Origin of the sequence: Nitrosomonas ureae, assembly GCF_900206265.1 — a bacterium.
Taxonomy (GTDB): domain Bacteria; phylum Pseudomonadota; class Gammaproteobacteria; order Burkholderiales; family Nitrosomonadaceae; genus Nitrosomonas; species Nitrosomonas ureae_C.
Window position 1 is genome coordinate 455583 of sequence record NZ_LT907782.1, and the last position, 15390, is coordinate 470972.

Here is a 15390-nt window from a genome sequence, read left to right on the forward strand (position 1 = left end):
TTCAGTGCGTCATACGAGGTAAACAGCCGATGGCCGGGTGAGAAAATGAGTGTGTCAGAAAATTTACAATTTCTATTAGCCAAGTTGTTGTTTTGTGTTATTGCGATGGGTTGTGCATCGCAGTTACAGGCGCAATCAAAATCCGCTTCTCAACGCTTGGTTTTAACCGGTTCAAGTACCCTGGCGCCTTTGGTCGGTGAAATTGCGCGGCGGTTTGAATCGCTGCATCCAGGCGTACGCATCGATGTGCAAACAGGCGGCTCTTCACGCGGCATTCATGATGTACGGAAAGGAATTGTCGCAATCGGCATGGTGTCGCGTGCGCTGAAACCGGACGAGGCGGATCTGCATGCATTCGTGGTCGCACAAGATGGCGTCAGCATCATTGTGCATGCTGATAATCCCGTCAGAGCCCTCAGCCGGGAACAGATCGCGGATATTTATTCCGGTAGGATTACACGCTGGAATACCGTGGGTGGCACGAATACCCGTATTACTGTGGTTAATAAAGCCGAAGGACGATCTACACTGGAACTGTTTCTGGATTATTTGCAATTGAGAAACAGTGAAATCAAACCGCATGTCATCATCGGTGATAATGCACAAGGTATCAAAACGGTGCTTGGCAATCCGCAAGCCATCGGTTACGTATCTATCGGTGCAGCTGAATTTGAAGCACGGCGCGGTGCGCGGGTACGGTTATTGTCCTTGGATGGCGTAGAGGCTTCGGTGGAGAATGTCCGGCAAGGTATTTTTCCCTTATCGCGTCCGCTGAATTTGGTTACATCCGGAGAGCCGCATGGCCTGGCACGCCAATTCATTGAATTTGCCTCTTCACCGCAAGTGCATGATCTTGTCAGGGCGCAATATTTTGTTCCGGCTAATACTGACTGACAAACTGCTGATTAGTATTCTGCGTGTGGGTGCAATGCTAGCCGCACTGGTTGTGCTGCTCATTCTGATTTTTTTAATATACGAATCCTGGCCGGCTTTATCAAGCCTATCCATAACCCGTTTTATCAATGACGTGTCATGGCATCCACTGGAGAATACCTATAATTTAATGCCCATGCTGTCAGGCACGGTATTGACAAGTTCTGGAGCGTTGTTGCTGGCTATTCCGCTAAGTTTGGCATCCGCATTATTTATTGTATTTTATGCACCATTGCATCTGGCAACGGCTTATAAACGCTTGATAGAGTTGCTGTCCGGCATCCCTTCGGTGGTTTTTGGGTTCTGGGGGTTGACGACTCTGGTACCATTGATCAATCAGTGGAACCCGCCCGGTGCAAGTTTGTTGGCTGGAATACTGGTGCTGACGATGATGATTCTGCCCACGGTAACGTTGACAGCTTATACCGCTTTGGCGGCTGTACCGGACGAATTGTTGCGTAATGCTGCTGCGTTGGGGTTATCGCGTTGGGGAGTGATCAATGGGGTTGCATTGCCCGCTGCAAAAACAGGGGTTGCCGCCGGAATCATTCTGGCAGCGGCGCGTGCACTCGGCGAAACCATGGCAGTGTTAATGGTGGCAGGTAACGTGGTGCAATATCCGGAAACATTTTTTGATCCGGTGCGCACACTAGCAGCCAACATTGCGCTGGAAACCGCTTATGCCATGGGAGACCATCGTGCTGTTCTGTTTGTGTCGGGATTGCTATTGATGTTGTTGATTATGGTGCTGTCGGGTTTGGTCGAGTTGCTGGAGCAACAACGTCATGCATAAAACGACAAATATTCCTATGCGGCAAATTTTACGTGATCGTGCGGTGCAGTTTCTGATTTATGTGTCGGTTATCATGGTCAGCGTAGTTTTTATCTGGATATTGATTGATCTGGCACGAGGTGGCGTGGCGCATCTTTCCTGGGAATTCCTGATGGAATCTCCGCGCGATGCCGGACGCGCAGGAGGCATCGCATCCATACTGGTTTCCACACTATTAATCCTGCTGGTGACAATGCTGACGGCAGCACCGATTGCCTGGACAACTGCGATCCTGCTGGTGGAATTTGTGGCGATTGATAGCGCTTTCGGCAAAACCGTGCGATTTAGTTTGCATGTCTTGGCGGGAGTGCCTTCGATTGTTTTCGGATTATTTGGCAATGCTTTTTTCAGTATTTATCTGGGATTGGGATTTTCTATTTTATCCGGTGGCTTAACGCTGGCCTGCATGTTATTACCGATTCTGGCGAGTACTGCGGAAGCCGGGCTGCGCGCCGTACCGTATGCTTATCGCTTATCAGCCTCTGCTTTAGGCCTGACACGCACGGCAACACTGATTCATTTGATACTTCCAGCGGCCGCGCCGGTTCTGGCTGCCGGACTTCTGCTGGGAATAGGGCGTGCATTAGCGGAAACGGCAGCTTTGCTGTTTACCAGCGGTTATGCCGATCGCATGCCGGACTCGTTACTGGATTCAGGACGTGCGTTAGCATTGCATATTTTCGATTTGTCCATGAATGTGCCCGGGGGTGATGCGCCGGCTTATGCTTCAACGTTGGTGTTAGTCAGTTTGTTATTATGCATTAACGTTTTGGCCATGAAATTTGCCCACAGTATGCACCGCAGGAAGATCATGACATGAATTGTAACCAATGGACCGATAAGCAGGATACTTTTACCCTGGGACCACTGGAGGCCGGACCACCGTGCTGTGATCCATGGCCAGCGATTCAGGTCAGAGATCTGTCTTTGTCATATAACGGCAAGACTGCCCTGGATAAGGTGACGCTGGATATTTATCAAGGCTGCATTACTGCATTGATCGGGCCATCCGGTTGCGGGAAAACCAGCTTTCTTTCAGCAATCAACCGCCTCACTGATCTGATCCCGGGTTGCAGTATCGCAGGAAAGATTCTAATAAATAATCAGGATATACATCATCCTGATATCCATACGCAGACATTGCGCCGCCAAGTCGGCATGGTGTTCCAGAAACCCACGCCCTTTCCGCTTTCCATCCGCCGCAACCTTTCTTTACCACTCAATGAACATGGTACCACTCAAAAAAGGGAAGTAGCGGCAATTATCGAGCAGGTGCTGCGCGATGTGGGTTTATGGGAGGAAGTTCATGATCGGCTGGATGCGTCCGCGCTCAGTTTGTCCGGCGGGCAGCAGCAACGTCTGTGTATTGCGCGCGCGTTGGCGTTGCAACCGCAAATCTTATTGATGGACGAGCCCTGCAGCGCGCTGGATCCGCTTGCGTCCGGCGTCGTGGAAGATCTGATTTGTCGTCTGCGCGGTCGTTATACCATCGTCATCGTTACGCATAATTTGGCCCAGGCGAGGCGGATCGCCAATTATGCAGCTTTTTTCTGGATCAGCGGGCATGCCGCCGGACAGCTGATCGAATTTGGTCGCTGTCAGCATATTTTTGAATCGCCCAGCCATGAACTGACTGCTGCATATATCAATGGCGTAAGAGGATAATTTCATAAGAAATTGGAGTAACACCTTATCAGAAAAGGAGAAATATGAAATATCGCTGGTGGATACTGGCTCTGCTGGGTGTGGTGATAATGTTATTTTTCGGCTTTGGTTTGGAGCGTTTTTTTACCTTGGAAATGCTCAAGGAGCGGCATGAAGAATTACAACAGGCCTATCAAGCAGAACCGTTTCTGGTGATCAGCATTTTCTCGGCAATCTATATTGTGTTGGCCGCATTGTCATTTCCCGGCGCAACAATAATGACATTGGCTGGAGGCGCCATGTTCGGAATATGGATTGGCGTACCGGTAGTATTGGTCTCGGCTACGATGGGTGCCACGCTGGCGTTCTGGATGGCACGTTATGTGTTGCGTGATACCGTGCGGCACCGTTTCGCCGAACATCTGGAAACAATCAACAAAGGCCTGGAGCGGGATGGCGTATTTTATTTGTTGTCGTTGCGCTTGGCTCCGATTTTTCCATTTTTTTTAATCAATTTATTGATGGGATTAACTACGCTGCCCAGCATCACTTATTTCTGGGTCAGCTTGGTGGGAATGTTTGCTGGAACAGTTGTGTATGTTAACGCGGGCACGCAGCTGGCGGCAATCACGCAGATGTCGGATGTGATGTCGCCCGCACTGATTATTTCATTTGCTGTACTTGCGTTGTTCCCCTGGCTGGCCCGTTGGACCGTCGAGCGGGTTAAAACCCGGCGGCTGTATGCACGCTGGCCCAAGCCCGCACATTTTGACAGAAATTTAATTGTGATCGGCGCTGGAGCTGCCGGATTGGTGAGCGCGTATATAGCGGCAGCCGCACGCGCCAAAGTAACGTTGATCGAAAGCCACAAAATGGGGGGCGATTGCTTGAATTATGGGTGCGTTCCATCGAAGGCTTTGATTCGTACCGCGACCTTTTTGCAACAAACGAAGAATGCCAGGTCATTGGGAATTCAACAGGTCGATGTGAATTATGACTTTGTCGATGTGATGGCGCGTGTTCAGCGTGTGGTCAGAACCGTTGAACCGCATGATTCGATTGACCGCTACACGCACCTGGGCGTTGAGGTATTGCAAGGCAAAGCAACCATCGTTTCACCGTGGTCGGTGGAGATCAATGAGAAAACACTGACCACGCGTGCCATCGTCATTGCGACCGGTGCACGCCCGATTGTGCCGCAAATTCCCGGCTTGGAAGCGGTACGCTATTACACTTCCGATACTATCTGGTCACTGACGCAGCGGCCGCAACGTTTGATCGTATTGGGTGGCGGCCCGATTGGCTGCGAACTGGCGCAAGCCTTTGCGCGTTTGGATTGCCGTGTAACGCAGATTGTCCGCAGCGATTTGTTACCGCGTGAAGATACCGATGCGGTGTCGTTGATAAAAACTGCGCTGCATGCCGATGGCGTGACGATACTGACGCACACAGAAACATTGCGCTGCGAGAAAGAAAGTGATGCCCAGTATTTAATAGTGCGTAGTTCAAATGGCGAGGAAATGGAATTGCCGTTTGATGCGCTGCTATGTGCCGTTGGGCGAACAGCACGCACCGAAGGTTTCGGACTGGAAGAGCTGGGTGTCCCGGTATCGTCTCAGCACACCATTGAAACCAATGCCTGGCTGCAAACCCTCTACCCGAATATTTATGCGTGCGGTGATGTTGCCGGGCCGTATCAATTCACCCACACGGCTGCTCATCAAGCATGGTATGCATCGGTCAATGCATTGTTTGGCGCTATCAAGCGGTTCAAGGCCGATTATTCGGTGATTCCATGGACAACTTTTACCGATCCTGAAGTCGCGCGCGTTGGATTATCGGAGCATGAAGCGAGACAGCGCGGTATCGCTTACGAAGTGACGTGTTTTAATCTGCAGGACCTGGATCGCGCAATCGCCGATGAAGCCGCGCATGGCTTTGTCAAAGTGCTGAGCGTGCCGGACAGGGATCGTATTCTTGGCGTATGTATCGTTGGCGTTCACGCCAGCGATTTGCTGGCGGAATTTGTGTTGGCGATGAAGCACGGATTGGGTTTAAACAAAATTCTGGGCACGATTCATACCTATCCCACTTGGTCGGAAGCCAACAAATATGCAGCAGGGGAATGGAAGCGCGCGCATGTGCCGCGATGGCTGATGAAATGGGTGGAGAAGTATCATGCGAAGAGAAGAGGAAAAGTCGACTCGCAGCTTGATAAAAGGAAAAAGTGATTTTATATATTCAGACCCAATGGGTGGTCTTGTTGAGTTAATTACCGGATTTAGAGTGCAACCTCCGACAAATACTCCGGAATACTGGCTGTCCAATTCAGTTTTTGCTGAATCGCATTGACCAGGGCAGTGGAATTGCTGAGCTCGCCATGCACAACGTAAATCTTTTCAGGCATTTTCTGGAAGTGTCCAAGCCAAGCGAGTAAGTCAGCCTGATCGGCATGCGCGGAGAGGCCACCTATGGTATGAATAGTTGCCCTGACACGAACTTCCTGACCAAAAATATTAACTTGCCTGGCGCCATCCACAAGACGCCTGCCCAAGGTTCGCGCGGCTTGAAAGCCGGTAATCAGAATGCTGCATTCAGGTCGGCCCAAATTGTATTTGAGGTGGTGTTTGATACGTCCGGCGTCGCACATGCCGCTGGCTGAAATGATGATAATGCCGCGTTTTATATCATTGAGTTGCATGGATTCCTCAATGTCTTGCACAAAATGTATCCGGGGCTTTCGTGCGCTATCGCTTATCCATTGCAATGCATTGGCGGATTCCTGATCGAGCAGGGCAAGATGCTGCAGCGTGATTTCAGTAGCTGCCCGAGCCATCGGTGAATCCACATAAATTTCCATGTCCTCAAGTCTGCCTTGCCGATAGAGATCTACCAGAAGAAACAGAATGTCCTGAGTACGTCCCACGGTGAATGCCGGAATGATGACGTTGCCGCCTTTTTGAATGAGGGTATCGTTAATTGCATGCACCAGTTCATCCAATGTATCGGTCATATTGCGGTGCAACCGATTGCCGTAGGTGGATTCAATCAACAGAACATCGGTTTGGCGGATAAACGCAGGGTCCCGCACGACCGGATGTCCGGGTTGCCCGAGATCACCGGAAAATACAATTTTCTTATGTCCTGTGGGTTGTTTTATCCAAACCTCGATGATGGAAGAGCCAAGAATATGTCCGGCATCGCGAAAACAACATCGTATTGTGGAATGAGGAGAAATTTCGATATCGTAATCAATACGATGTAATTGCTTCAGCAGGGCTTCCGCTTGTGTCACTGTATAAAGCGGGGCGAGATCTTGTGGAAATTGACTACGGCGACGTGATTTATTGCGCCATTCGATTTCTTTCTCCTGAATATAGGCGCTATCCTTGAGCATGACATGGAGTAAATCGGCGGTCGCCGCAGTGCAGTATACCGGTCCTCGGAAGCCCCAAGCGCTCAACCGCGGCAATAATCCGGAATGATCGATATGAGCGTGAGTCAATAATACGAAGTCGACTGTTTTAGGGTCAAATTTAAAAGCGGTGCGGTTCTTTTTGTCCGCTTCCCTTCCACCCTGAAACATACCGCAATCGACCAAAAATTTTACTGTTCCTGTTTCAATGAGGTAACTGGAGCCAGTGACTTCTCCTGCTGCTCCTAAGAAAGTCAGTTGCATGATATATATTTTATCGATGAATTTAAAGTGTATTCAATATTTGCAGCGTGCCATTGACCAGCAAGTCCATCTCCGATTCATTGATAATATAAGGTGGCATGAAATAAATGGTTTTTCCCAATGGGCGCAATAATAATTGTTGCTTCAACCCGGCTTGAAAACATGTTGCAGCAAAATCCGCATCTTCTGTTTCAACTTCAAAAGCCCAGATCATGCCGCAATTGCGGAAATCGATGACTTTGGGATGAGCTGCAAGCGGGGCGGCAATTTTGTTGAGATAGGCTGCCTTGATTTTGTTGGCATCAATGATTTGATGCTGTTCAAAAATATCCAGTGTGGCTAGAGCTGCGCGGCAGGCTAATGCATTGCCACTATGCGAGTGCGAATGTAGAAATGCATGAGCTGTTTTGTCATCATAGAAAGCTTGATAAATCGTATCGGTGGTCATGACGACCGAGAGCGGCAGATAACCACCGCTCAGACCCTTCGATAAGCATAGGAAGTCCGGAGCGATATCAGCCTGGTTGCAAGCGAACAGGGTACCCGTTCGACCAAAACCGACCGCAATTTCATCAGCAATCATATGTATCTGATACTGATTGCATATTTCCCGCGCGCGCTGCAAATAAACCGGATGATACATGCCCATGCCGGCTGCGCCTTGAACCAGAGGTTCAAGAATGAGCGCGGCGATCTGTTTGTGGTTTTCCGCGACATGCCGCTCGAGGGCGGCAGCAGCGCGAATAGCGTAATCTTGCGCTGATTCGCCTGGTTCAGCATAGCGCCAATCGGGGGTGGGAACATGTACGCACGGATTTAATAATGGCGCGTAGGTTTGCTTGAAAATGGCGACATCGGTGACTGATAGTGCGCCCAAGGTTTCACCATGATAATCGTTTTGCAAACTGATAAAACGATTTTTCTGCGGCTGCCCGCACAAAAGCCAGTAATGAAAGCTCATTTTCAATGCGATTTCAATTGCTGAAGCGCCATCGCTGGCGTAGAAACAATGTCCGAGTGTCCCCGGTGTCATGTTTTTCAGCCGTTCCGATAGCGCTACCACCGGCTCATGGGTAAAACCTGCCAGCATGACATGTTCTATTTTCTCGAGCTGGTCACGAATCGCGGCATTGATATAAGCATTGCTATGGCCAAAGAGATTGACCCACCAGGAACTGATTGCATCCAGATAGCAATTGCCATCCGCGCTATGAAGCCATACGCCTTTTCCGCTGACTATTGGAATAAGCGGATAGGCTTCGTGTTGTTTCATTTGCGTGCACGGATGCCATACAGTTTCAAGACTTCGCTGTTGCAGATGTAATGGAGGTATAGGCGTATCGAGATTGTTTTTTGTCATATTAATTTGTTAACCGAAGTGCGAAAATTCCTGGAGATTACTGCTAGCATTTTCGATGATAGTTAATGATCATTGTAGACTATGAGATGGCACTTCTGAGTATTTTTGACCTGGTACAGGATCCTTGATACATTCATGTTTCCCAATAAAATTCTTTTTTTTCGCAGGTATGAGCCCAGAAATTAATGCCTCTCCATCCAATTTATTGCCTGATGACGATGCGCAACGCATAGTGCTCCACAATGAGGTGCATGCCCGTCCCAGCCAGCGCATCCAGCTACCCGCATTGGTGATCTATGTGGTTGTAATCAATGCGGGTATTACGCGCGAACAGGAATGTGACCATTTGCGCCGTCTTCCCGGGCAACAAACCCTAATGCCGGAGCAATTGCAAAATAATTTTTTACAATTGTACCTGCAAGATTATGTTTTGAGATGGGAGCGTCATACGGAGTTTACACGCTATGCGTTATTACAACACATGCCTGAAACTGTCCAATTGGGTGCGGTAGATCCTGAACTACTGGCTTATATTGTGTTACCGCAAGGATGGCTGGCCGGAATTCCTGGAAAAACCTTTGCGGCTATCAAGCTGGCGATGATGGAGGGTGAACTAAGTCAAGCAGACAAAACACTTGAGCAAGCGCGCAACTGGTTTGGCGGTAATCGCGTGGTAGCGTCGCTAATGGGCAGAGAAGGATACTCGCTTGCAGTGACGGATTTCAGGCTGCGTCCAAGCGGTTTTGAGCGCATGTTGGTGATTATGTCGGCTGATGCATCCGAGACACGCGCTGGGCGTGTTGCGCAGCGCTTGCTTGAAATTGAGACTTACCGGTTAATGGCATTAAAAGGCTTACCGTTCGCTAAGCGACTTATTCCAGAGTTAACCAGTGCAGAACAGCAATTATCGGACATTACCGCGCAACTCGAGAATAAGGCCAGCTCTGATCAGGAGCTTCTCGATACACTGATCTTTCTGGCTGCACGCATTGAGCGTGCCACGGTTGAACATGGTTATCGTTTTGCGGCGACACAAGCGTATAACAAACTGGTGATACAACGTATAAACGAACTTAGGGAAAAAGCCATACCAGGTACACCAACCATTGGAGAATTTATGCAACGGCGGCTTTCTCCCGCGATAGCGACAGTGGATGCGACGGCACAGCGCATGAGCTATCTTTCCGCGCGCGTATCACGAACCAGTGCTTTGCTGCGCACACGCGTTGATATCCAGACGGAAACGCAGAATCAACAGTTATTGGAGAAACTTACCCGTGGCCAGGAATTACAATTGCGCTTACAGAGCACAGTGGAAGGCTTATCGATCGCAGCAATTTCGTATTATGTCATCAGTCTGTTATTGTATTTGGCGAAAGCAGGCAAAGCGGCCGGCTTACTGATACAGCCTGAGCTGCTGACGGGATTGATGATTCCTGTTGTCGTGTGGTTGGTCTGGCGAGCTACGCGCCGTATTCATGACAAATTTTTTAAACTACCTCAATAGTGCTCGTCACAAAATACTGACCCAAATGCAGTTTGGCATAGCGCGTGACGATACGCACCATTGTTTGAGATATAAAATATATTCTCATCAATGTGACCGTGAACGATTAAGTTCTGAACTATGATCTCTTTGTGTTTTTCGGTTCCTGCGTGGGATGGTGTCACACGATTCATACTTTTAGTTTTAGCTTGTCCCCCAATAGTATCGTTGTCGTAATTGCGATCCGCAAGCAAATACTCTGCTGTAATCCCCTCGACCAGACGAGAAGCTTGTGAACAATCTTCTGTGGTATCTTGCGTAGTATCGACTCTGATCGGCATACCAAACGTATCCACAGCCAGACATAATTTTTTATGTTGAACCTCTTTTTGTACGGTTTAGATCGTCGCCTCTTCGCCAGCAGATTAAAGAAAATAAAGAAAGTTAAAATTCAGTCGAAGTAAGCGAAACACAGAATGATGCAATAGCGCCGGTATCCGCAACCATCATCAATCAATCCATTAAAGAATCGCCGTCAAATGTGTTGATTATTGACCACTAGTCGCCGCTTGCTTATACAGCAAAGCAAATTCAAATTGCGTTTGCTATGGCACAAAGCGCAACGCCTGAATATTGTTCCGGATGCCTGTAATGCAACCATCAATTGTGGTTGGATTGTGACTAACAAGCTTTGAGGAAAACAAATGAAGACAGTAAATTATGAATATGGCATTTACAGTTTAAACCTAAGCCAATCCGAAATTATTATGCTTGTATCAGGCTATATTCCTTACGTTGCTTTTGAAAGTGACCCGGAAATTCCTGATGATGAGACACTTTGGATTTACTATGAACCGAAAGAAAATGACATCATTCCGCATATTTATCCTTTCCCGTGCCGGATTATTTCTTATGTGACCTTACCGCATCAGACTATTCTCACGCTGACGCCCAATGAATTTAATGCTGAGCTTATGGAAATGATAGAGAAATTCAAAACAAAAATGGAAAGGGCGGGTGAATGCGTGCATTCTACGGCATCACTGCCGCAGTACACCTTATCCTAAATTACTTTGTTCTACTATATGAAAGCTATTGATTTCATTTTTTATAAACTGCTTTTGCCAACTTATATTTTATTTATTGTATTTTTGAGAAGTAATGATCTTATTTCGCCTAAACGCTTTCAGTGTTTACTATTCGATATACCCGAAAAAATAGGAAAACGCCTTTAAACTCTCACTAATAGCTAATATTGAAAGGACCTCGAGGCTCGACCTCAGGTCGAATATAGGAAACACTGATCTATTCGATCACATCGAATAGAGTTGCAGAGGTTTGATAAATACATGGCTATAGATAAATGGAATAGAGCGATGCAATCAAGCTTTTCTGACCTGGAATATGCGGCAAAGAAGAAACAAACCCGACGAGATCGTTTTTTGGATGAAATTGAAGCTGCAACACTTTGGGCATCTGTGTTGAATGTTATTGCGCCGTACTATCCGGTTAGCGGTAGGCGGGATCACCCACCGACTGGTCTGGAACGGATGCTGATGTATGTTGTGCAACAGTGCTTTGGTTTTTCGGATGAAGGCACGGAAGATGCTGTATATGATAGCCAAGCCATTCGTCACTTTGTGGTAGTGATCTGAATCGGGAAGCGGCAGCGGATGCGACGACTCTGCTGAGATTTCGTCATTTACTGGAAGGGCATCCTCTGACGGAATCGATCTTTGATGCAATCAGCTGAACGTGGATTATTTCATCGCGAAGGCACGATTGTTGATGCTACGCTGATTTCAGCCCCTCCTTCGACTAAGAACAAGGAACGGGCGCGCGATAGCGAAATGCATCAAACCAAGAAAGGCCAGCAATGGCACTTCGGCATGAAGGTACACATCGGTGTCGATGCGCAATCAGGGCTTGTTCACACCCTGATCGGAACGGGCAGCCAATGTCCACGATGTTACTTAGGCACAGGCGCTGCTGCATGGTGATGGAACCGATGTGTTTGGTGATGCGGGCTATCCAGGCATTGAAAAACGACAAGAAGAATCCTGAATTGCCCGTAACCTGGCATATTGCAATGCGTCCTTCCAAGCGCAAGGCATTGCCCAAAACAACAGCAGGCGAACTGATGGGAAGCTTGAACATGCAAAAGCCAGCATTCGCGCCAAGGTTGAGCATCCCTTTCATGTTGTAAAGAATCTGCTCATGCACCGCAAAACCCACTACAAAGGAATGGCCAAAAATAACGCTCAGATGTTTTCACTGTTTGGGCTTGCCAACTTGCTGCTGGCTCGCCGGTGGTTATGTAGCTCAGCCAGCCGGATTGCGTCTTAAAGACAAGAATTGAGGGAAATAATGCAAGAAATAGCGCAATTCAAGCCAGAATATGGCAAATTCTAACCTAATATCCCAAAACCGTTCGCTTAGCCCCTGGGGTGCGGTGTATTAATCAGCGTTTCTTTAGGAGTTCTCAAGTTTGCCCAACCGTTCAAAATTTATCTTATGTGAGAAACCGCACATAAGATAAAGCTCAAAAGATATAACGAGACCTTTGCGCGGTTACAATTCTGGAGCAATGGATCGGATGATATAATTTATATTTTGAAACAATGAATTGAAGCGATGGCCATGAGTTTTTCGGAATATGATGTAACCCGCCGCACGCGGAAAGGGAATTTCCTGAAGCAGATTGATCAATTGATAGACTGGAATTCGATAGAGAAAGCGATCACAGTCCATTACGCACCGGTATTGGATGCAGCGGGCCGTCCGGCGTATCCGGGTTTGCTGCTGTTCAAGATGCTGCTGGTAAGAATCTGGAACGGCGGTTTAAGCGATGAGTCGGTGGAAGACATGGCGAACTCGAATCTGCACGTGATGCGCTTTCTGGGACTGTCACTGGAAGACGATGTGCCGGATCATTCCGTGCTGTCGCGCTTTCGAATCCGGCTGACGGGAGCGGGCGCTTGGGATGGATTGTTAACACGGATAAATGAGCAAATACAAATGTACGACATTATGGTCATGAAAGGCAATCATATTGATGCGAGCATTACGCAGAGTCCGCGTAAACTTAAAGCCAGGCCTGCTTATGAAGTGGTGAGTGATCGGGAAGAACGGGATGATGAAGCGGATGCCCGGACAGCGTGCAAGTCGTTGAAGCGACCCAGCTACGGTAGTCGATGACAATGGTTTGGTGCTGGTGGTTGAAACTACCGTGGCCAATTGCCATGACAGCAAGCCACTGCTGGATTTGCTCGACAAAGCCAATATCCAGCCGGGAGTCCGTGTTCACGCCGACAGGGCGTATAGCAGCCAGAAACATCGCGTTGCGCTGAAATCACGCGGCATTAAAAACGGCATTCAGGATAAAGCCGCGAAGCACAACCCGTTGACGCGCCGGCAGTTATGGCGCAATCACCTGATCGCGAAAGCGCGGTATGGGGTAGAGCGCACCTTCGGCAGCCAGGCAAGCTGGTTCAATGCCAAAATCCTGCGTTACCGTGGTCTGGCCAAAGCGCATGCCTGGCATCTGCTCCTGGCGATGGCGTATAACTTGAAAAGGCTGCCCAAACACTTCGCCGATCGCCGATTAATCACGCAAACATAGGGATTGGGATATTGCGTCTTCTTGATCGGGAATGCCCGGTTTAGAGTGATTATTCCCTGCTCATTTGTAGAAAAATGGCTAAAAATCACACTGCCATATAAAGATAAACCCAGAATTTCATCAAAATAAAAAATCGCGTATTTTTGCAAAGATCTCATATTGTGTCCGATCGAGTCGCTGAATGCATTATCGCAGGACACGTCGTTGCGTATCGATGCAAACATTAATTGACGAGAAATAGATATAACGCGATAAAATCACTACTTTGAATGAAGCTGAATTTGGCTGGATAGTTATTTTAACAAATCGAATGATTATCAGACCAAAGCGCGACTACACTATAAGGAAGTGAATATACTTTTCAACTGATGTTAACTACGTTCCTGATTACAACTACAATATTAGCCATTCTGACAATTTTGCCCTTCAGCCGCCATGAGGCATGGTGGATACGGGGGCTCGACTTTCCACGGTTGCAGCTTTTTCTGGCACTACTGTTCACACTTGTCTTGGAATTGTCACTGCTCGATTTATCATTGTGGCAAACATGGGGGCTCGTTGTGGTTGCATTGGTTTGCCTGGGCTATCAAGCATGGTGGATTGTCCCTTATACACGGATATTTCCGTTAGAAGTAAATGCCGCAAACAATTCCGATAACCAAGGTCGAATTAAAATTATCACCGCCAATGTTTTGATGACCAATCAGAACGCACAAGGATTGATTGCACTGATTCACGAGTGTCAACCGGATATACTGGTAACTCTGGAATCCGATATCTGGTGGCAAACGCAACTGGATATCCTGGAAATCGATTATCCCTATACGATCAAGTGCCCGCTGGATAATCTCTATGGCATGCATGTTTATTCCAGATTTCCAATGATGAACACTCAAATCGAGTATCTGGTAGAACCGGATAAGCCGTCAATGCATGCGCTTGTACTTCTGCCATCGGGACACAAAGTTCGCATACATTTTTTGCACCCCGCACCTCCCAGCCCAACGGAAAATAGTGAATCTTCCGAACGTGACGCAGAGCTTGTGATCATTGCTAAAAGTGTCGCCGATACCGACGTGCCGGTTATCGTAACCGGGGATCTGAATGACGTGGCCTGGTCGGCAACCACGCGGTTATTCAGAAAAATAAGTGGATTACTTGATCCAAGAGTGGGGCGCGGTATGTTTAATACTTTTCATGCCAACTATTGGTTCTTACGCTGGCCGCTAGATCATCTGTTTCACAGCAAGCACTTCTCGCTTCAGAATTTGAAGCGACTCAGAAGCTTTGGTTCGGACCATTACGCACTCTTTACCGAGCTAGTACTTACCGCTGACCGCAATAATGAAGATAACGGCCTGGACGCCGATGCCGATGATTTGGCCTGGGCTAAGAGCAAAACAGAAAATCAGAATGTTAAAAAGAGTGATGTTCCCCAACCTGAAAAACATTCAGTGATCTAGCACATTATTTGATGTATCAAAATTTTTTCTGATACGAGTTTTCTGATACGAGGTTAATAAGTAGCATCAGGTTGTTATTCTTCGGGTGCTCCGTTCATTTATATTTTTTAGATTCTCATAAAAAATATCTTATTTGTCTAATTCGATTGGATAGCAATTTTTCTATGTTGGCTGGGTAAATCTGATAAATGAGAATGCGGTATTCTAATTTTTGCTAGATAGGCTATGTCTGAACCTTTTACAAGCGGGGATACCATTCCTCAGAATCTGGGCTGTGGTTGGTCCACTTCTAGCTGCTGCTGCAAGTGCGATGTGGGCGCGCCATTTTCAAGTGAGGGATCGAGACTACGAACATTCTCGATAGTTGGCAC

The 15390-nt window shown here is 47.8% G+C and carries 13 protein-coding genes and 1 pseudogene; 11 read left to right on the forward strand and 3 right to left on the reverse strand.

Features of this window, described 5'->3' with window-relative positions:
- Window positions 1-45 precede the first annotated feature (45 nt).
- The 5 genes from CPG39_RS01970 to CPG39_RS01990 are packed head-to-tail and all read left to right on the forward strand — an operon-like array spanning window position 46 to window position 5640.
- Entirely contained in the window at window positions 46-894 is an 849-nt protein-coding gene (locus CPG39_RS01970; RefSeq protein ID WP_231990360.1) for a phosphate ABC transporter substrate-binding protein, read from the forward strand.
- On the forward strand, window positions 800-1726 hold the full coding sequence (gene pstC, locus CPG39_RS01975; RefSeq protein WP_231990361.1) for a phosphate ABC transporter permease subunit PstC: 927 nt from the start codon (window positions 800-802) through the stop codon (window positions 1724-1726). Before CPG39_RS01970 ends, pstC begins: the two co-directional genes overlap by 95 nt.
- The gene (gene pstA / locus CPG39_RS01980; RefSeq protein ID WP_096291797.1) at window positions 1719-2585 is read left to right on the forward strand and encodes a phosphate ABC transporter permease PstA; all 867 of its coding nucleotides are present in this window, start codon (window positions 1719-1721) and stop codon (window positions 2583-2585) included. The genes pstC and pstA overlap by 8 nt, the downstream gene beginning before the upstream one ends.
- A complete protein-coding gene (locus CPG39_RS01985) occupies window positions 2582-3430 on the forward strand; it encodes a phosphate ABC transporter ATP-binding protein (protein ID WP_096291798.1) in 849 nt (282 codons plus the stop codon). Before pstA ends, CPG39_RS01985 begins: the two co-directional genes overlap by 4 nt.
- A gap of 44 nt (window positions 3431-3474) precedes the next feature.
- Complete coding sequence (locus CPG39_RS01990; protein WP_096291799.1) at window positions 3475-5640, forward strand: FAD-dependent oxidoreductase; 2166 nt, start codon at window positions 3475-3477, stop codon at window positions 5638-5640.
- A gap of 50 nt (window positions 5641-5690) precedes the next feature.
- Here CPG39_RS01990 and CPG39_RS01995 read toward each other — a convergent pair whose 3' ends face one another.
- Both CPG39_RS01995 and bioA read right to left on the reverse strand, forming a co-directional pair.
- Window positions 5691-7088: an MBL fold metallo-hydrolase RNA specificity domain-containing protein gene (locus CPG39_RS01995; protein WP_096291800.1), complete on the reverse strand. Its 1398-nt coding sequence runs from the start codon at window positions 7086-7088 to the stop codon at window positions 5691-5693.
- Window positions 7089-7110: 22 nt separating this feature from the next.
- Window positions 7111-8448 (reverse strand): adenosylmethionine--8-amino-7-oxononanoate transaminase, encoded by a 1338-nt coding sequence (gene bioA / locus CPG39_RS02000; protein ID WP_096291801.1) that lies wholly within the window; start codon window positions 8446-8448, stop codon window positions 7111-7113.
- A 169-nt stretch (window positions 8449-8617) separates the two neighbouring features.
- On the opposite strand from bioA, the gene CPG39_RS02005 reads away from it, so the two are divergent.
- On the forward strand, window positions 8618-9955 hold the full coding sequence (locus CPG39_RS02005; protein ID WP_096291802.1) for a DUF3422 family protein: 1338 nt from the start codon (window positions 8618-8620) through the stop codon (window positions 9953-9955).
- Here CPG39_RS02005 and CPG39_RS02010 read toward each other — a convergent pair.
- A complete protein-coding gene (locus CPG39_RS02010) occupies window positions 9949-10275 on the reverse strand; it encodes a hypothetical protein (protein WP_096291803.1) in 327 nt (108 codons plus the stop codon). The two genes, CPG39_RS02005 and CPG39_RS02010, sit on opposite strands and share 7 nt — an antisense overlap.
- 363 nt (window positions 10276-10638) lie before the next feature.
- Between CPG39_RS02010 and CPG39_RS02015 the strand changes: the two genes are divergently transcribed.
- The 5 genes and pseudogenes from CPG39_RS02015 to CPG39_RS02035 all read left to right on the forward strand — a co-directional run bounded on the left by CPG39_RS02015 (window position 10639) and on the right by CPG39_RS02035 (window position 15019).
- The gene (locus CPG39_RS02015) at window positions 10639-11001 is read left to right on the forward strand and encodes a hypothetical protein (protein WP_096291804.1); all 363 of its coding nucleotides are present in this window, start codon (window positions 10639-10641) and stop codon (window positions 10999-11001) included.
- Window positions 11002-11310: 309 nt separating this feature from the next.
- Window positions 11311-12280 (forward strand): annotated as a pseudogene (locus CPG39_RS02020) (IS5 family transposase).
- Window positions 12281-12574: 294 nt separating this feature from the next.
- Window positions 12575-13132: a transposase gene (locus tag CPG39_RS02025; protein WP_172424065.1), complete on the forward strand. Its 558-nt coding sequence runs from the start codon at window positions 12575-12577 to the stop codon at window positions 13130-13132.
- A 10-nt stretch (window positions 13133-13142) separates the two neighbouring features.
- Entirely contained in the window at window positions 13143-13556 is a 414-nt protein-coding gene (locus tag CPG39_RS02030; protein WP_231990430.1) for a transposase, read from the forward strand.
- A 368-nt stretch (window positions 13557-13924) separates the two neighbouring features.
- The gene (locus CPG39_RS02035; protein WP_096291807.1) at window positions 13925-15019 is read left to right on the forward strand and encodes an endonuclease/exonuclease/phosphatase family protein; all 1095 of its coding nucleotides are present in this window, start codon (window positions 13925-13927) and stop codon (window positions 15017-15019) included.
- Window positions 15020-15390 lie beyond the last annotated feature (371 nt).